Annotated in this window: 12 protein-coding genes, 1 other RNA gene and 1 pseudogene; 13 read left to right on the top strand and 1 reads right to left on the bottom strand. The window is 72.8% G+C overall.

Annotated elements, in window-relative coordinates:
* Positions 1-124: 124 nt before the first annotated feature.
* From ACH4PY_RS14485 to ACH4PY_RS14495, 3 genes and pseudogenes are all read left to right on the top strand, one after another.
* A pseudogene (locus ACH4PY_RS14485) lies at positions 125-1,408 on the top strand (serine/threonine-protein kinase); the annotation flags it as partial.
* A 1,031-nt stretch (positions 1,409-2,439) separates the two neighbouring features.
* Positions 2,440-3,558, top strand: coding sequence for a peptide chain release factor 2 (prfB, locus tag ACH4PY_RS14490; RefSeq protein ID WP_398180996.1), 1,119 nt, complete (start codon positions 2,440-2,442; stop codon positions 3,556-3,558).
* Positions 3,559-3,796: 238 nt separating this feature from the next.
* Positions 3,797-4,504, top strand: a complete 708-nt coding sequence (locus ACH4PY_RS14495) for a hypothetical protein (protein ID WP_398180999.1) — start codon at positions 3,797-3,799, stop codon at positions 4,502-4,504.
* Positions 4,505-4,637: 133 nt separating this feature from the next.
* On the opposite strand, the gene ACH4PY_RS14500 is transcribed toward ACH4PY_RS14495, so the two are convergent.
* On the bottom strand, positions 4,638-4,829 hold the full coding sequence (locus ACH4PY_RS14500) for a hypothetical protein (protein WP_073493555.1): 192 nt from the start codon (positions 4,827-4,829) through the stop codon (positions 4,638-4,640).
* Between the two features lie 332 nt (positions 4,830-5,161).
* On the opposite strand from ACH4PY_RS14500, the gene ftsE reads away from it, so the two are divergent.
* The 10 genes from ftsE (at position 5,162) to ACH4PY_RS14550 (ending at position 17,807) form a co-directional block, all read left to right on the top strand.
* Positions 5,162-5,851, top strand: coding sequence for a cell division ATP-binding protein FtsE (ftsE, locus tag ACH4PY_RS14505; RefSeq protein WP_031525191.1), 690 nt, complete (start codon positions 5,162-5,164; stop codon positions 5,849-5,851).
* A gap of 117 nt (positions 5,852-5,968) precedes the next feature.
* Positions 5,969-6,886, top strand: coding sequence for a permease-like cell division protein FtsX (ftsX, locus tag ACH4PY_RS14510; protein ID WP_398181005.1), 918 nt, complete (start codon positions 5,969-5,971; stop codon positions 6,884-6,886).
* A 99-nt stretch (positions 6,887-6,985) separates the two neighbouring features.
* Positions 6,986-8,257, top strand: coding sequence for a S41 family peptidase (locus ACH4PY_RS14515; RefSeq protein ID WP_398181008.1), 1,272 nt, complete (start codon positions 6,986-6,988; stop codon positions 8,255-8,257).
* An 18-nt stretch (positions 8,258-8,275) separates the two neighbouring features.
* Positions 8,276-8,752, top strand: coding sequence for an SsrA-binding protein SmpB (gene smpB / locus ACH4PY_RS14520; protein WP_398181011.1), 477 nt, complete (start codon positions 8,276-8,278; stop codon positions 8,750-8,752).
* 137 nt (positions 8,753-8,889) lie between these two features.
* Positions 8,890-9,259: a transfer-messenger RNA gene (ssrA, locus tag ACH4PY_RS14525) on the top strand.
* A gap of 184 nt (positions 9,260-9,443) precedes the next feature.
* Positions 9,444-10,808: a nitrate/nitrite transporter gene (locus tag ACH4PY_RS14530; RefSeq protein WP_398181014.1), complete on the top strand. Its 1,365-nt coding sequence runs from the start codon at positions 9,444-9,446 to the stop codon at positions 10,806-10,808.
* Between the two features lie 130 nt (positions 10,809-10,938).
* The gene (locus tag ACH4PY_RS14535; protein WP_398181017.1) at positions 10,939-12,087 is read left to right on the top strand and encodes a uroporphyrinogen-III synthase; all 1,149 of its coding nucleotides are present in this window, start codon (positions 10,939-10,941) and stop codon (positions 12,085-12,087) included.
* 676 nt (positions 12,088-12,763) lie between these two features.
* Positions 12,764-13,351 carry a CGNR zinc finger domain-containing protein gene (locus tag ACH4PY_RS14540; RefSeq protein WP_398181020.1) on the top strand — a complete coding sequence of 196 codons (588 nt, stop codon included), beginning with the start codon at positions 12,764-12,766 and terminating at the stop codon, positions 13,349-13,351.
* 177 nt (positions 13,352-13,528) lie between these two features.
* A complete protein-coding gene (locus ACH4PY_RS14545) occupies positions 13,529-15,808 on the top strand; it encodes a HelD family protein (protein ID WP_398181023.1) in 2,280 nt (759 codons plus the stop codon).
* Positions 15,809-16,355: 547 nt separating this feature from the next.
* Entirely contained in the window at positions 16,356-17,807 is a 1,452-nt protein-coding gene (locus ACH4PY_RS14550; protein ID WP_398181026.1) for an NAD-dependent malic enzyme, read from the top strand.
* Positions 17,808-17,953 lie beyond the last annotated feature (146 nt).

Consider the following 17,953-nt stretch of genomic DNA (forward strand, 5'->3'; position numbering starts at 1 on the left):
GACTTCTGGAGGGTGATTTCTCGTGCGGAAAGCGTCCTCACCGACCTCCCGTATCCCGAACCGCCCCTCATCCGCGTAGCTTTGTCGCCAACGCGACGGACCGTCGGAGGAGTCGGAGCAAGCCTTGGCCAGGAAGATCGGCAGCCGCTACACCGCCCACCAGGTGCTCGGGCGGGGATCCGCGGGCACGGTGTGGCTCGGTGACGGCCCCGAGGGACCGGTCGCCATCAAGCTGCTGCGTGAGGACCTCGCGTCCGACCAGGACCTCGTCGGGCGCTTCGTGCAGGAGCGCACCGCCCTGCTGTCGCTCGACCACCCGCACATCGTCGGCATCCGCGACCTCGTCGTCGACGGCAGCGACCTGGCCCTGGTCATGGACCTGGTGCGCGGCACCGACCTGCGCTCCCGGCTGGAGCGCGAGCGGCGCCTCGCCCCGCAGGCGGCGGTCGCCATCGCCGCCGACGTCGCCGACGGGCTCGCCGCCGCGCACGCCGCGGGCGTCGTGCACCGCGACGTCAAACCCGAGAACGTGCTGCTGGACTCCGCCGCCCCGACCGGCCCCGGCGGCGCGCCGCCCGCGCTGCTCACCGACTTCGGTATCGCCCGGCTCGTCGACACCCCGCGCCGCACCCGCGCGACCCGCATCATCGGCACGCCCGACTACCTCGCCCCGGAGATCATCGAGGGCCTGCCGCCGCGCGCCTCGGTCGACATCTACGCGCTGGCCACCGTGCTGTACGAGCTGCTCGGCGGCTTCACCCCGTTCGGCGGCGGCCACCCCGGCGCGGTGCTGCGGCGGCACGTCACCGAGGCCGTCCAGCCGCTGCCCGGCCTGCCCCCCGAGCTCGACCGCGTCCTCACCGCATGCCTGGCCAAGGCGCCCGCCTCCCGGCTGACCGCCGCCGAGCTGGGTGCGAAGCTGCGCGACCTGCTGCCGCGGCTGGCCGGCCTGCCCGCCCTCGACGTCGCCGCGCCCGGCGACCAGGGCGAGGGCGGCGACGCCGGGTACGACGCCGAGGACGGCACGGATGCCGGCGTCCCGCTGCCGCCCCCGCCCCCCGCCGGAGCCGACGGCGGCGACCGGCGGCGCGGCGCCGTACCGCTGGTCCGCGGCTCGGCCCCGGACTCCAGCCGGGACACCCACACCAGCATCAAGCTGCCCACCCCCGAGGAACTGGCGAGCTACGGCGCCGCCTCCCGCGCGGGCGGCAAGGCGCGCGCGTCCTCGCCCGGCCGCCCGGCGAGCCCGCGGCACCGCTCCGTCTCGGACGCCATACGGCAGCGCCGCATCCGCTTCGCCGCCGCGGCGGCCGCGGCGCTCGCCGTCGCCGGGATCGGCGGCTGGGGCATCGCGGCGGCCGGGTCCTCCGGTTCGTCCGGCTCCGGCGACTCGCGCGGCGACACCCCGCCCAGCGACCCGCCCGCGACGCAAGCGAAGCACGCGACCACCCCCGCCGCCCCCACGGCCGCCGCCGACGCCCCGCAGAGCCGCACCGGGCAGCCCATCGCGCTGCCGCGCTGGTCCGGCTTCCAGGGCGTCCCCGCCGCCGGGGTCCCGCTGACCGGCGGCCCGCGCGCGCTCGCCGTGCACGGCGCCACGTACGTCTTCGCGCGGGGCAAGGACAAGAACGTCTGGTACGTCGTCCGCGACAGCCACGGCGGGTACGGGCGCTGGCACAAGCTCACCGGCATAAACGTCGACGACGACCCCGCGGTGGTCTCCGCCCGCGACGGCCGGATCGACCTCTTCGCGCTCGGCACCGACGGCCTGCTCTACCGCCGCACCATGACCGGCGCGACCGGCGCCACCTCCGGCGGCGACTGGAACGCCTGGTCGCAGGTCGACGAGCGCACCCACTTCGACGCCGCTCCCGCCGCCGCGTCCTCCGAACCCGGCCGGGTCGACCTCGTCGGACGGGTCGGCGGCGACCTGGTCACCGCCTCGCTCGTCGGCGACCGCTGGAACGCCTGGGCCGTCGTGCCCACCGCAGGCCGTGTCACCGCCGCCCCCGCGCTGGTCTCGCGGGCCCGCGGCACCCTGGACGCCTTCGTCGTCCGCAAGGCCGACGGGGCCGTGCTCCAGCTCCCCTACTCCGGCGGCGCGTGGCGCCCCTCCGCCGTCGTCCAGGGCCTGGACGCGACCGCCCGGCCCGACGCGGTGGCCGCGGGCGGCCGCCTCTACGCCTTCGCCGCGGGCAGCCAGGCCGCCGCCACCCCCGACACGGACTGGTCCGCCGCCCCGCTGCCCGGCACGGACGCGGACCGGGCGGTCGGCACGGTCGCCGCCTCCCCGCACACCCTGGAGCTGTTCACCCGCACCGCGGGCGGCACCCTGACCCGCGCGACGGCCTCGGTATGAGCCGCGGCGGGCGGCACCGGCCCCGCGGTGCGGCGGGCGGACGGCGTCGGCTTGATTCGGCCAGCCGGTAGGCTGGACCCGTGGCAATCGTCGATGTATCCGAAGAACTGAAATCCCTGTCCTCGACCATGGGGTCGATCGAGGCCGTCCTCGACCTCGACCGGATGCGGGACGACATCGCCGCGCTTGAGGAGCAGGCGGCGGCGCCGACCCTCTGGGACGACCTGGACAACGCGCAGAAGATCACCAGCCGGCTCTCCCACCTCCAGGCCGAGCTGCGCAAGGTCGAGGCGCTGCGCGGCCGGATCGACGACCTCGGGGTCCTCTTCGAGCTGGCCGAGGCCGAGGACGACGCCGACACGCGCGCCGAGGCCGAGGCCGAGCTGGGCGACGTCCGCAAGGCGCTGGACGAGATGGAGGTCAGGACCCTGCTGTCGGGCGAGTACGACGCCCGCGAGGCCCTGGTCAACATCCGCGCCGAGGCCGGCGGTGTCGACGCGGCCGACTTCGCCGAGCAGCTCCAGCGCATGTACCTGCGCTGGGCCGAGCGCCACGGCTACCCGACGGAGGTCTACGAGACGTCCTTCGCCGAGGAGGCCGGCATCAAGTCGACCACCTTCGTCGTCAAGGCCCCCTACGCCTACGGCACCCTCTCCGTCGAGCAGGGCACCCACCGCATGGTGCGCATCTCGCCCTTCGACAACCAGGGCCGCCGCCAGACGTCCTTCGCGGGCGTCGAGGTGCTGCCGGTCGTGGAGCAGAGCGACCACGTCGAGATCGACGAGTCCGAGCTGCGCGTGGACGTCTACCGCGCCTCCGGTCCCGGTGGCCAGGGCGTCAACACCACCGACTCCGCCGTCCGCATCACCCACCTGCCGACCGGCATCGTCGTCTCCTGCCAGAACGAGCGCTCCCAGATCCAGAACAAGGCCAGCGCGATGAACGTCCTCCAGGCCAAGCTGCTCGAACGCCGCCGCCAGGAGGAGCAGGCCCTGATGGACTCCCTCGGCAAGAGCGACGGCGGCAACTCCTGGGGCAACCAGATGCGTTCGTACGTCCTGCACCCCTACCAGATGGTCAAGGACCTGCGCACCGAGCACGAGGTCGGCAACCCCCAGGGCGTCCTCGACGGCGACATCGACGGCTTCATCGAGGCTGGCATCCGCTGGCGCAAGTCCCGCGAGAAGTCCGCCGCCTGAGTCCCCGACAGCCCCGCCATGTCACAGACGTGTACGGAAGTGCCGTGCACGTCAGGGCAATTGGTGCATTGTGTGCTTAATGACCTTGACGGTCCGCCGGAAAGCCGCAAGGGTAATGCGCGGCATGCGCATGCGCGGAGGAGTCAGCGCACGGGGGAGAGCGTCGAAGCCCTCCAGTGACAACACCACCACGATGCTGCGCAGCCCGAAGCAGACATCTACTGGGGGTAATTGACTCATGAGCAAGCGCAACACGCGGGTGCGTGTGGCTCGCATAGCCGCGGCGGTCGTCGTCGCCGGCGGCGCGTCGCTGACGGCGGTGGGCGCGGCGCAGGCCGTCTCCCCGAACCACACGGTCGTCAAGGCTCTTGACGGCGAGGGCGACACCGACGGCACGATCTCCGGTGCCTCCCAGGGCGGGACCGGCACGCCCACCGAGGAGCCGCCGACGAGCGCGCCTCCCACGGAGGAGCCGCCGACGAGCGCGCCTCCGACCGAGGAGCCGCCGACGAGCGCGCCTCCCACGGAGGAGCCGCCGACGAGCGCGCCTCCGACCGAGGAACCGCCGACCAGCGCGCCGCCGAGCACCGGTACCACCGAGGGCAACCAGAACGGCGGTAACCAGAACGGCGGGAACGCCAACGGTGGCAACCAGAACGGTGGCAACCAGAACGGCGGGAACGCCAACGGCGGCAACACCGGCACCGACGGCAACAACAACACCTGCACGCTGACCGGCGAGAGCGTCGACTGCGGCAACAACAACACCAGCACCGACAACACGGCGCCGGTCCCGCAGGGCAACACCACGAGCCAGCTCGCCGAGACCGGCTCCAGCGGCACCACGTTCATGCTGCTCGGCGCGGCGACCCTGATCGCCGGCGGCGTCGGCTTCACGCTGACCCCGCGCCTGGCGGGCCGTCGCGGCGGCGGCACCGCGGCCTGACGGCAGCCGTACGCCACCCACGCACGAGACCGGGGCCCGGAACGCGACAAGCGTTCCGGGCCCCGGCCTGTGCCGATGTACGGTGAGTGCTCTCAGCGGCGCCTTTTCCTCACGGAGGGTGACGAGCGGCGGCTCACGCCGTGGCGTGCTCCACGACCAGCACGACCGCGAGGAGGGCCACCAGGAGGGCGATGAGGGTCGCGGGGGATATCGAGGACCAGCCGGGCTCCTGCTGCATGCGGGCGCGGTTGGCGCGGCACACGGGGCAGCGGCCTTCGGCCACCGGGCCGGAACAGTTCGCGCACACCAGTCGGTCGACTGTCATGGTGATCTCCTCACTCCGTCCGGTGAACGCAGCCGGTGGGGGAATCGTTCCCGAGCGGCTGCGCTCCAGTCCTGCGACACCGTGCGTTCACCGTGTGCTCGAAGGGGTCACGCTGTCTCCACTGTGCCAGGTTCCCGGGCGGTGTGCGCAAGGGGGCGGTAGAACGCGCGGGCGCGAGGCCGCGGCCGCCGGACGGGAATGCCAGAGCTTGCCCGGTTATGCCCTGTGGGACGGCGCACGAACCCTCCGCGACGACTGCGCAGCAGTTGCGCTCTCGCGTAGTGTCGCCCTACATCCCCAGTCCGCTCACCCCGCAAACCATTGGTGCGAACGTGATCCGATTCGACAACGTCTCCAAGACCTACCCGAAGCAGAACCGTCCCGCCCTGCGCGATGTATCGCTGGAGATCGAGAAGGGTGAGTTCGTCTTCCTGGTCGGCTCGTCGGGGTCGGGCAAGTCGACCTTCCTGCGGCTGATCCTGCGCGAGGAGCGGACCGACACCGGCATGGTGCACGTCCTCGGCAAGGACCTCAACCGGCTGTCGAACTGGAAGGTCCCGCACATGCGGCGCCAGCTCGGCACCGTCTTCCAGGACTTCCGGCTGCTGCCGAACAAGACCGTCGGCGAGAACGTCGCCTTCGCCCTCGAAGTCATCGGCAAGCCGCGCGGCACGATCCGCAAGACCGTGCCCGAGGTGCTGGACCTGGTGGGCCTGGCCGGCAAGGAGGACCGCATGCCCGGCGAGCTCTCCGGTGGTGAGCAGCAGCGTGTGGCCATCGCCCGCGCGTTCGTCAACCGGCCGATGCTGCTGATCGCGGACGAGCCGACCGGAAACCTGGACCCGCAGACGTCCGTCGGCATCATGCGGCTGCTCGACCGCATCAACCGGACCGGCACGACCGTGGTGATGGCCACGCACGACCAGAACATCGTCGACCAGATGCGCAAGCGCGTCATCGAACTGGAAAAGGGGCGACTGGTGCGCGACCAGTCGCGCGGTGTCTACGGCTACCAGCACTAGCGCCCGCGGCGGCGCCCCCGCTGGCCCCCGCCGGAAGCCTCGCAGGCCCCTACGGGCCGCGGCCCGGCGGAGCGGCCGTACGACAGCAGCCCTCTTCCGAAAGGACCCCGACCCCCCATGCGCCTCCAGTTCTTCCTGTCGGAGATCGGCGTCGGCCTCCGGCGCAACCTCACGATGACCTTCGCCGTGATCATCTCCGTGGCGCTCTCGCTCGCCCTCGCCGGTGCCGCCCTGCTCGCCAACAAGCAGGTCGACTCGATGAAGGGCTACTGGTACGACAAGGTCCAGGTCACCGTCTACCTGTGCAACAAGGCCGACGCGACGACCACGCCGAGCTGCGCCAAGGGCGCGGTCACCGACGACCAGAAGAGCCAGATCCTCCAGGACATCAAGGCGCTCCCGGTGGTGGAGAAGGTCTACTACGAGAGTTCCGAGAACGCCTACAAGAACTACGAGAAGCAGTTCAAGAACTCCCCGATGGCCAGCTCCATCACGCCCGACCAGATGCCGGAGAACTACCGGATCAAGCTCAAGGACCCGAAGAAGTTCGCCGTCGTCGCGAGCGCGTTCAACCAGCGGCCCGGCGTCCAGTCGGTCGAGGACCAGCGCGACACGCTGCGCAACCTCTTCGCGCTGCTCGGCGGTATGACCAAGGCGGCGTACGTGGCGCTGGCGTTCATGCTCACCGTCGCGATGCTGCTGATCATCAACACCGTGCGCGTGTCGGCCTTCAGCCGCCGCCGCGAGACCGGCATCATGCGGCTGGTCGGCGCCTCCAGCTTCTACATCCAGATGCCGTTCATCATGGAGGCGGCCTTCGCCGGGCTGGTCGGCGCGGGCGTGGCGTGCGTGATGCTGCTCGGCGGGCGGTACTTCATGATCGACGCGGGTCTGAAGCTCCAGGAGAAGATCCCGCTGGTGTCCTTCCTGGGCTGGGACTCCGTCGTCAAGGTGCTGCCGCTGGTGCTGCTGATCGGCGTACTGATGCCCGCGCTCGCCGCGTTCATCGCACTGCGCCGCTATCTGAAGGTATGACGGACGGCGGAGGGGGGCGCGCGGACGGTGTCCACAGCACCTACCGGCGGACGTCGTATCTTTCCGTACGACGCCCGTTTCTCGCCTAGACTTCCGGCCATGTCCGGCCCGTTGCTCTTCGGGACGCCCCGCCGCATCCGCCGCGGGGCCACCCTGACGTTGGTCTTCGGCACCATGCTCGCCACCGGCGCCGCCGCGGGCAGCTTCGCCGAGCCGCAGCCGCAACCCCGGGAGCGGACCCGGGTGGCCGCGGCCACGTCCCCCTCGCCCGCCGCCCTCGGCGGCGCCAACTCCGCCCAGGCGGACGGCACGACGGGCGACGGCGCGGGCGGCGGCAAGGACCGCTTCGCGGCGGCCGGCCGGGAGGGTCCCTCGGGCACGGGCACCTCGAGCCCGGCACGGGGCACCGGACAGGGTGCGGCCGGCCCGCAGGCCGCCCGCAGGCTCGTCAGCCGCAGCGGCGACCGCTGGTCGTCGTACTACACCGCGCAGGAGTACGCGGGCCTCCAGGAAGCGCTGGACGGCCGCTACGTGGGCGTGGGCCTGTGGGTGCGGCAGGTGGACGGCGGGCGGGTCGAGATCGCCCGTGTGCAGGCGGGCAGCCCCGCCGCGTCGGCCGGGCTGCGCGTCGGTGACGTCCTGGTCTCCATCGACTCCACGGCGTGCACCGGCCTCGCCGTCACCGAGGTCGTCGCGGACCTGCGCGGCGACAACGTCCCCGGCAGCACCGTGACCCTCGTGCTGCTGCGCGGCGACCGCCGGCTGTCCGTTACCGTCCAGCGGGCCACACTGCCCACCGAGGCGGTCACCGTCACCCACCCCGACGGCCCGCAGGGCCCCACCCTCGTCGCCGTCGACGCCTTCTCCCTCGGCGCCGGCGAGCAGGTCCGCGCGGCCGTCCGGGCGGCCCGGCACGGCGTGCTGCTGGACCTGCGCGGCAATTCCGGCGGCCTGGTCGAGGAGGCCGTCGCCACCGCCTCCGCCGTCCTCGACGGCGGCCTGGTCGCCACCTACGACGTCCACGGCAAGCAGCAGGCCCTCTACGCCGACCCCGGCGGCGACACCGCCGTCCCCCTCGTGGTGCTGGTCGACGGCGGCACGATGAGCGCCGCCGAGATGCTGGCCGGCGCCCTCCAGGACCGCGGCCGCGCGGTCGTCGTCGGCTCGCGCACCTTCGGCAAGGGCTCGGTGCAGATGCCCAGCACCCTGCCGGACGGCTCCGTGGCCGAGCTGACCGTCGGCCACTACCGGCTGCCGGACGGCCGCACCGTGGACGGCCAGGGCATCGAGCCGGACGTCCAGGTGACGGGCGGCGACGACGCCCTCGCCGAGGCCCGCTCGGTAATGGCTGGCCTCGGTACCCCCTCGTAGTGCGAGAATGGGCCCGCTATGGCAAAAGAGACCGGTCGCAAGCTGATCGCGCAGAACAAGAAGGCGCGGCACGATTACCTCATCCTGGACACGTTCGAGGCGGGCCTGGTGCTCACGGGCACCGAGGTGAAGTCGCTGCGCCAGGGACGCGCGTCCCTCGTCGACGGCTTCGGCCAGCTCGACGGCGGCGAGGCGTGGCTGCACAACGTGCACATCCCGGAGTACACCCAGGGCACGTGGACCAACCACACCGCCCGCCGCAAACGCAAGATGCTGCTGCACCGCGCCGAGATCGACAAGCTCCAGCAGAAGTACGACGAGACCGGCCACACCATCGTGCCGCTCGCCCTGTACTTCAAGGACGGACGCGCCAAGGTCGAGATCGCGGTCGCGAAGGGCAAGAAGGAGTACGACAAGCGGCAGACCCTGCGCGAGAAGCAGGACCGCCGCGAGACCGACCGCGCGGTGTCCGCCGCCCGCCGCCGCCAGCGCTGACCCCTCCGGGGGCCTTCCCGGGTCTCCCTGGGGCCTCCCCGGGGAATACGCTGGCCGCGCCGCGCGCTGATCACGTACGATGGACGCAGCGGCACCGGGCCATGGTGAGTCCGGTGTGCACCTTGAAAACACCACATGGGGATGATCGGTTTCGACTGGGGATGTCGAAGCAGGGGAAGCGAGCCGAGGAAGCGGCAATGATCTCGTTAACCATATGTCGCAACCAATAATCGCCAACACCAAGCGCGATTCCTTCGCCCTCGCTGCCTAAGTAGCGACTTGCGAAGTGTCAGCCCGGGGGTGATCCCGACCCGGATCCTGGCATCATCAAGGGATCTAAACTTCTAGGACCGGTCACGGGTCCTTGAAGGAAACCAAACAGTGACTGGGCCCGTCGGCGGCTTGTCCGCGTGACCGCCGGGGCCGAGAAAAGCACAGCGGACTGCGCTCGGAGAAGCCCTGTTTCCGCACCACAGGACGCGGGTTCGATTCCCGCCATCTCCACTCATCCCATGCGCCGAACGGCGCCTCCCGTACGCGGGGGGCGCCGTTCGGCGTTTCGGGGGGCTCACAGGGGGGTCGGGCGGGGAATGAGAGCACGGTTGCGTTCGTGTCACGTCGGGGCATCAGGGGGTAACGCGGCGTTCCTATCGTCGGGGGCGACATCCGGTGGAGCACACAGGGAGGCGCCATGAGTCGGTGGACGGGCCGGTGGATCGAGACGTGGGATCCCGAGGACGAGCGGTTCTGGAACGAGGGCGGGGGGCGGCGTACCGCGCTGCGCAACCTCGTCTTCTCCGTGCTCTCCGAGCACATCGGCTTCTCCATCTGGAGCCTGTGGTCGGTGATGGTGCTCTTCATGGGGCCCGACTACCACGTCGACCCGGCCGGGAAGTTCTTCCTGGTCGCCCTGCCCACCCTGGTGGGTGGGGTGCTGCGGGTGCCGTACACCTTCGCGGTCGCGGTGTTCGGCGGGCGGAACTGGACGATCGTCAGCGCGCTGATGCTGCTCGTGCCGACCGTCACCGCGGCCGTCGTCATGCACCCCGGGGTGTCGTACGGGACGCTCATGGTGGTCGCCGCGCTCACCGGGGTCGGCGGCGGGAACTTCGCCTCCTCCATGACCAACATCAACGCCTTCTACCCGCTGCGTGAGAAGGGCTGGGCGCTCGGCCTCAACGCGGGCGGCGGCAACATCGGGGTCGCCGCGATCCAGCTCGTCGGGCTGCTGGTCATCGCGACGGCCGGGGCCGGGCACCCGCGGGTCGTGCTCGCCGTCTACATCCCGCTCATCGTCGTGGCCGCGCTGCTGTCCGCGCTCTTCATGGACAACCTCGCGCCCGTGAAGAACGACACCGGCGCCGCGATCGACGCCGCGAAGGACCCGCACACCTGGATCATGTCGGTCCTCTACATCGGCACCTTCGGCTCCTTCATCGGCTACAGCTTCGCCTTCGGCCTGGTGCTGCAGAACCAGTTCGGCCGCACCCCGCTGCACGCCGCCTACCTCACCTTCATCGGACCGCTGCTCGGTTCGCTGGTCCGGCCCGTCGGCGGGCGGCTCGCCGACCGCTTCGGCGGCGGGCGCATCGCGCTGTGGAACTTCCTCGCCATGGCCGCCGCCACCGGCGTCGTCATCGCCGCCTCCGCCCGCGAGTCGCTCGGGCTCTTCCTGCCCGGCTTCATCGCCCTGTTCGTGCTCAGCGGACTCGGCAACGGCGCGGTCTACAAGATGATCCCCGGCATCTTCCAGAAGAAGGCCGAGGCATCCGGCCTCACCGGTGAGGCCGCCGCCGCGCACGCCCGGCGGCTGTCCGGCGCCTCCATGGGCCTCATCGGCGCGGTCGGCGCGCTCGGCGGCGTCGGCATCAACCTCGCCTTCCGCGAGTCCTTCCTCGACACGGCCGACGGCACCCCCGCCTTCGTGGCCTTCCTGGCCTACTACGCGGTGTGCTTCCTCGTCACCTGGGCCGTATACCTGCGCCGCCCCGCCCGCACCGGCACCACGGGGGAACAGGCCACGCCGGTGACCTCCGCCGCGTACGCCGAGGTGTGAGCGGCGCGCACCACGTAACACCCGGGAAATCCCGGCGAACCGAACCCGTCACCCCGCCTTGGGACGATGCGAGTCCCCGGGCGGGGCGGCGGGGCGCAACAGGAAACCGAGCGGCAAGGTGGACGAGACGATGGAGCCGACTTCCCCCACGGCGGTACCGCCCCTCGCGGGCTTCACCGTCGGCGTGACCGCGGCCCGCCGTGCCGACGAGCTGGCCGCACTGCTGGAACGCCGCGGCGCCGCGGTGCTGCGCGCGCCCGTCCTGCGCATCGTGCCGCTCTCCGACGACGCGGAACTGCTCGACACGACCAAGCAACTCCTCGACGACGCGCCCGACATCGTCGTCGCCACCACCGCGATCGGCTTCCGCGGCTGGATCGAGGCCGCCGACGGGTGGGGCCTCGGCGAAGCGCTGCTGCGGCGGCTCGGCGAGGTCGAACTCCTCGCCCGCGGGCCCAAGGTACGCGGCGCCGTCCGCGCCGCCGGGCTCACCGAGGCGTGGTCGCCCGCGTCCGAATCCATGGCCGAGGTCCTCGAACGCCTCCTGGACGAGGGCGTCGACGGCCGCTGCGTCGCCGTCCAGCTGCACGGGGAGCCGCTGCCCGGCTTCAACGAGTCGCTGCGCGCCGCCGGGGCCCGCGTCGTGGCCGTCCCCGTCTACCGCTGGATGCCCCCCGAGGACCTCGCCCCCGTCGACCGCCTCCTCGACGCGGTGACCTCCCGCGCCCTCGACGCCGTGACCTTCACCAGCGCCCCCGCCTCCGCCTCCCTCCTCAACCGCGCCGCCCAGCGCGGCCGCCTCGACGCCTACCTCGACGCCCTCCGCAGCGACGTCCTCGCCGGATGCGTCGGGCCCGTCACCGCGCTTCCCCTCCAGGCGCACGACATCCCCACCCTCCAGCCCGAACGCTTCCGGCTCGGCCCCCTCGTCCAGCTCCTCGCCCGCGAGCTTCCCGGGCGGGTCCGGCCGCTTCCCGTCGCCGGGCACGAGATCCAGATCCGCGGCCAGGCCGCGCTCGTCGACGGCGCGCTCCGGCCCGTGCCGCCTGCCGGAATGGCCCTCCTGCGGGCCCTCGCGCGGCGACCCGGATGGGTCGTCTCCCGGGCGGACCTGCTGCGGGTGCTGCCCGGGGCCGGGCGGGACGAGCATGCCGTCGAGACGGCGATGGCCCGGCTCCGCGCCGCGCTGGGCGCTCCGCGCCTCATCCAGACCGTGGTCAAGCGCGGTTACCGCCTCGCGCTCGACCCGCACGCCGACAAGTACGCTCCGCCGTCCTGACCTGGCGCTCCGGGCTCCACCTTGCGGTGCCCCGCGCCCCTGGGTGGTTGCCACTTGCGGTGGCATGTCGCCTTTCCCCCGGTGGGGGCTGAGCGCGCAGTTCCCCGCGCCCCTAAAAACGGGTGCTCTCGCACGCTGCCGTGCCCCGGGCGTCTGGAAAACGGGTGCTGTCCCACGCTGGCGTGCCCCGGGCGTCTGGAAAACGGGTGCTGTCCCACGCTGCCGTGCCCCGCGCCCCCGAAAACGGGTGCCGTCCCCACGCACCGGCGCCCAGCGCCGTGGGAAAACGGGTGCCCGCACCTCTCGCACATCACCCCCACCGGCAGGCAGCCGCCATAGCTCCTGGAGGGGGACGGTGCGGGGTGCCCCCGCAGGAATGCGCTTCCTAGTGCCTCACCAACTCGGTAAGAGGGTGAAGGCGCATTCCGAGGAGGTGCCCCGTGGTGGCGCCCGACCCCACCCACCGGAGGGGAAGCGCGATGCCCCGCCGGGCAACCCAAGGGGCGCGTGGGGGTACCCCCAGGCGAAGCCCTGGGGGAGAACTGCGCGAGCAACCCCCACCCACCGCAAGCTCGCGCAGCGAAACCGCACCGCGCAGAAACGGAGCGTCACGGATCTAGCCCCCCCGGCAAGGGCGCGGCACTCTGGGGGGCGACCGTGTGGGAGGGAGGGGACCGTGGGGGAGTTGAGGTTCGACGGGGGGCGGGTCTGCCTGGACCTCGTCGCGACACGCGTGGCCCGCCCGGTCGGCGAGCGCCTCGACCGCGCCGACCGCGTCACCGAGTGGCTGTACGGCACGGGCCTCGTCCCGCCAGGGACCCCGCTGCCCGCGGACGCGGACTGGGCCGCCTGGGCGCGCGGCCTGCGCGAGCTGCGCGCTCTCCTGGAAGAGCTCGTGGAGGCGCAGCTCACCGCCGCTCCGCCCCCGCCGGACGCGGTCGCCCGGCTGAACGCGCTCGCCCGTCACGCCCCGCCCGCCCCGCGCGCCGTGCTCGGGCCGGACGGCGAGCTGACCCGGACCCTCGCCGCGCCCCCCGACGCGGCCTCGCTGCTCGCGGCGGTCGCGCGGGACGCGGTGGACCTGTTCACCGACCCCGTCGCCCGCTCCCAGCTGCGCCGCTGCGAGGGCGAGAACTGCTCGCTGGTCTACCTCGACACCTCCCGCGGAAGGCGCCGCCGCTGGTGCAGCAGCGAGGTGTGCGGCAACCGCGAGCGTGTCGCCCGGCACCGCCGCCGTACGGGTCCGGCGCTGCGGAACGCCTGAGCGGGGCCGCCCCGGGCCCACCGGGGCGAATCCGACAGGTCGGGCCGGTACCGCCGGGTGGGCAGAAGCGCGCAGGTCGCGTACGGTTGCAGGCTGTCGTTCGCGCGGAACGGGCTACGGAACGGGACACCGCGGGCGCAAGCATGACGTACGGACGAAGGACGAAGGGGGCCCTGCGTGGCCGCGCAGACCGCAGTTCAGGACCGGCAGGGGGGCGGCGGCGCCAGGGAGCGGGAGATCGCCGTCGAGCAGGACCACCTCGACCGGGTCTACCGCCGCCTGGAGGAGAAGATCCACGAGGTGGAGTTCCTGATGAGCGACGCGGCCAAGGCCGGCCACGTCGGCACGCCGGGCGCGCTCGCCGAGCGCGACGCGCAGGTCTACCGGGCCGGCGTGCACCTCAACCGCCTCAACTCCGAGTTCGAGGACTTCCTCTTCGGCCGGATCGACCTGCTGCGCGGCAAGGACGGCCAGAAGGGCGCGGACGGCGCGTACACCTCCGTCGAGCCCGCCGACGACGCGATCCGTCCCGACGCGACCGCCGACATCGCCGAGACCCTGCACATCGGCCGGATCGGCGTGCTGGACTCCGACTACTCCCCGCTCGTCATCGACTGGCGGGCGCCCGCGGCCGCGCCCTTCTACCGGTCGACGCCCGTCGCGCCGGGGCGCGTCGTGCGCCGCCGCGTCATCCGCTCCAAGGGCCGCCGGGTCCTCGGCGTCGAGGACGACCTGCTGCGCCCGGACCTGACGACGGGCCTGCCGGTCGTCGGCGACGGCGCGCTCATGGCCGCGCTCGGCCAGGCCAGGACGCACAGCATGCGCGACATCGTCGCGAGCATCCAGGCCGAGCAGGACATGGTCATCCGGGCGCCGGCGGCCTCCGTCACCGAGGTCACCGGCGGCCCCGGCACCGGCAAGACCGCGGTCGCCCTGCACCGCGCGGCCTACCTCCTCTACCAGGACCGGCGGCGCTACGCCGGCGGCATCCTGTGCGTGAGCCCCACACCGCTGCTGGTCGCGTACACCGAGGGCGTGCTGCCGTCGCTCGGCGAGGAGGGGCAGGTCGCGATCCGCGCGCTCGGCTCGCTCGTCGACGGTGTGACCGCCGACCTGTACGACGAGCCCGCCGTCGCCCGCGTCAAGGGCTCGCTGCGGATGCTCAAGGTGCTGCGCAGCGCCGCCCGCGGCTGCCTCGACGCGGTGCCCGGCGCGCCCGAGACCCTGCGGGTGGTGGCCTTCGGACGGCGCATCGAGCTGACCGCCGGCGAACTGGGCGCCGTACGCCGCAACGTCCTCGGCGGCACCGCACCGGTCAACCTGCTCCGGCCGCGCGCCCGCCGCCTCCTGCTGGACGCGCTGTGGCGCAAGACCGGGCGGACCTTCGACGACGCCGAACTCGCCGCCGAGGAGCGCCAGGGCTTCGACGAGGACATCAGCACCGAGCAGGACTTCACCGACTTCCTCGACGCGTGGTGGCCGCTGCTGGAGCCGCGCACGGTGCTCGCCGCGCTCGCCGACGACAGGCGGCTCGGCCGCTGGGCGCGCCGCACCCTCACCCCGCCGGACATCCGGCGGGTCGCCCGCTCGCTGCGCCGCACGGGCGTCAGCACGCACGACGTCGCGCTGCTCGACGAGCTGGCCGCACTCCTCGGGCCGCTGCCCCGGCCGGTACGGCGCGAGGCGGACCCGCTCGACGAGCTGACCGGCCTGGAGGAGGTCACCACCTACGCCGACCGGATGGCCGGCGGGCGGCGCGGGCGCGCGGAGCGGCTGGAGGAGGAACGCACGGAGTACGCGCACGTCATCGTCGACGAGGCGCAGGACCTCACGCCCATGCAGTGGCGCATGGTCGGCCGCCGCGGACGCGCCGCGACCTGGACGATCGTCGGCGACCCCGCGCAGAGCTCGTGGTCCGACGTGGACGAGGCCGCGCAGGCGCGCGACGAGGCGCTCGGGACGCGGCCGCGGCGGCGCTTCACCCTCACCGTGAACTACCGCAACCCCGCGGAGATCGCCGAGGTCGCCTCCACGGTGCTGGCGCTGGCGATGCCCGGGACGCAGCCGCCGCGCGCGGTCCGCTCCACCGGGATCGCGCCCCGCTTCGCCGTCGCCGGCGACGACCTCGGCGCGGACGTCCGCGCGCAGACCGAGCGGCTGCTCGGCGAGGTGGAGGGCACGGTGGGCGTCGTGGTCGCCATGCACCGGCGGGCGCAGGCGCGGGAGTGGCTGGAGGGGCTGGGCGACCGGGCGGTCGCGCTCGGCAGCCTTGAGGCGAAGGGGCTGGAGTACGATGCGACGCTCGTCGTGAGCCCGGCGGAGATCGCGGAGGAGTCCCCCGCGGGCCTTCGCATCCTGTACGTGGCCCTCACGCGGGCGACCCAGCGCCTTGCCGTCCTGGCGACGGCCCCCGACTCCCCGAACCCCGCGGGCGTCCCGGACCTCCTCCTCCCCTAGGGGGAGCTGCCCCTTGCGGTGGAGAGTTTCACTTTCCCCCGGTGGGGGCTGGTCGCGCATTCCCCGCGCCCCTGAAAAACGGTCACTCTGCGCGCAGAGGGCAACCACCAGGGGCGCGGGGAACTGCGCGACCAGCCACAGCGAAAGGGAACGGTCCCGCGACGGCGGGAAGGGGCAACCCGTGGGGCAAAGGGCCCGCGCCCCGGAGGGGGCCGGCCGGGGCTGGGGTCAGCCGGGGGGAGCCGCGGAAACGGGCTCGGGCCGGGGCCCGACGGGGATACCCGGCGAAGGTTGGTGACACCGACCCGCCATGCTCGCCTCGCGGCAAGTGGGCGCTCGAAGCGCCTAAGGTTGGGCCCGGGGGCTTGGATCGGGCCGGTGCCGTACCCAGGCTAACAAACGATCGCGGGAAGCTCTTCCCCGCCGCGAGGGTGAACCCGGGCGTTGCCGCTGATTCACATGGTGGAAGTAATGTTCCACGGGTACCCGGGGTACCACGACGTACCCCCACCCTCAGCACTTCAGCAGTAACCGGAAGAAGGTCGTCATGGCAACGGCGCCAAGCGTCTCGTACTCGATCACCGTGCGTCTGGAGGTCCCGGCCGGCGGGACCGCGGTCAGCGCGCTGACCACCGCGGTGGAGTCCTCCGGCGGATCGGTCACGGGTCTGGACGTCACCGCGTCGGGGCACGAGCGGCTGCGGATCGACGTCACGATCGCGGCCAGCTCGACGGACCACGCGGCGGAGATCGTCCGGAAGCTGCGCGGTATCGAGGGTGTCGCGATCGGCAAGGTGTCGGACCGTACGTTCCTGATGCACCTCGGCGGCAAGATCGAGATGCAGTCCAAGCACCCGATCCGCAACCGTGACGACCTGTCGATGGTCTACACGCCGGGTGTGGCGCGGGTGTGCATGGCGATCGCGGAGAACCCGGAGGACGCCCGGCGGCTGACGATCAAGCGCAACAGCGTCGCCGTGGTCACGGACGGCTCCGCGGTGCTGGGGCTGGGCAACATCGGGCCGAAGGCCGCGCTGCCGGTGATGGAGGGCAAGGCGGCGCTCTTCAAGCGGTTCGCGGGGATCGACGCGTGGCCGCTGTGCCTGGACACGCAGGACACCGACGAGATCGTGGCGATCGTGAAGGCCATCGCGCCGGGCTTCGCGGGCATCAACCTGGAGGACATCTCCGCGCCGCGCTGCTTCGAGATCGAGGCGCGGCTGCGCGAGGCGCTGGACATCCCGGTCTTCCACGACGACCAGCACGGCACCGCGATCGTGGTGCTGGCGGCGCTGACGAACGCGCTGCGGGTGGTCGGCAAGCAGATCGGCGAGCTGCGGGTGGTCATGTCGGGCGCGGGCGCGGCCGGTACGGCGATCCTGAAGCTGCTGATCGCGGCGGGCGTGAAGCACGCGGTGGTGGCCGACATCCACGGGGTGGTGCACGCCGGGCGCGAGGATCTGGTGGACGCGCCGGAGGGTTCGGCGCTGCGCTGGATCGCCGACAACACCAACCCGGAGGGCGTGACGGGCACGCTCAAGCAGGCCGTGGTGGGCTCGGACGTCTTCATCGGGGTGTCCGCGCCCAACGTGCTGGACGGCGCGGACGTCGCCGCGATGGCGGACGGCGCGATCGTCTTCGCGCTGGCCAACCCGGACCCGGAGGTGGACCCGGCGGAGGCCCGCCGGACGGCCGCCGTGGTCGCGACCGGGCGCAGCGACTTCCCCAACCAGATCAACAACGTGCTGGTCTTCCCGGGTGTCTTCCGCGGCCTGCTGGACGCCCAGTCCCGCACCGTCAACACCGAGATGATGCTGGCCGCGGCCCGCGCGCTCGCGGACGTGGTCGGTGACGGCGAGCTGAACGCCAACTACATCGTGCCCAGCGTCTTCAACGACCGGGTCGCGGGCGCGGTCGCCAACGCGGTGCGGGCGGCGGCGCGGGCGCAGGGGCCCGCGGTGTCCGCGGCCGTGACGACGGAGCCCACCGCGGGGCTGTGAGGTACCGGAAGCAACCGGTGGGACGGGTGTTCCACGGGTGCGCGGCGGGGGTGGGCTGGACGCGGCGGGATGCGCGAGGAAGGCGCGCCGGGAAAGCGGCCGGAATCGTATTCCGAGCGTCGAACACCGGACGACAATCCGTCATC

The sequence above is a fragment of the Streptomyces sp. NPDC021224 genome (assembly GCF_044332905.1).
In the GTDB taxonomy this organism is placed as follows: Bacteria; Actinomycetota; Actinomycetes; order Streptomycetales; family Streptomycetaceae; genus Actinacidiphila.

Coding starts and splice junctions, on each gene's coding strand:
- ACH4PY_RS14495 (WP_398180999.1), top strand. CDS start 3,797: ATGAGCAAGCGCAACACGCGGGTGCGTGTGGCTCGCATAGCCGCGGCG.
- ACH4PY_RS14500 (WP_073493555.1), bottom strand. CDS start 4,829: ATGACAGTCGACCGACTGGTGTGCGCGAACTGTTCCGGCCCGGTGGCC.
- ftsX (WP_398181005.1), top strand. CDS start 5,969: ATGCGCCTCCAGTTCTTCCTGTCGGAGATCGGCGTCGGCCTCCGGCGC.
- ACH4PY_RS14530 (WP_398181014.1), top strand. CDS start 9,444: ATGAGTCGGTGGACGGGCCGGTGGATCGAGACGTGGGATCCCGAGGAC.
- ACH4PY_RS14550 (WP_398181026.1), top strand. CDS start 16,356: ATGGCAACGGCGCCAAGCGTCTCGTACTCGATCACCGTGCGTCTGGAG.
- ACH4PY_RS14515 (WP_398181008.1), top strand. CDS start 6,986: ATGTCCGGCCCGTTGCTCTTCGGGACGCCCCGCCGCATCCGCCGCGGG.
- smpB (WP_398181011.1), top strand. CDS start 8,276: ATGGCAAAAGAGACCGGTCGCAAGCTGATCGCGCAGAACAAGAAGGCG.
- ACH4PY_RS14535 (WP_398181017.1), top strand. CDS start 10,939: ATGGAGCCGACTTCCCCCACGGCGGTACCGCCCCTCGCGGGCTTCACC.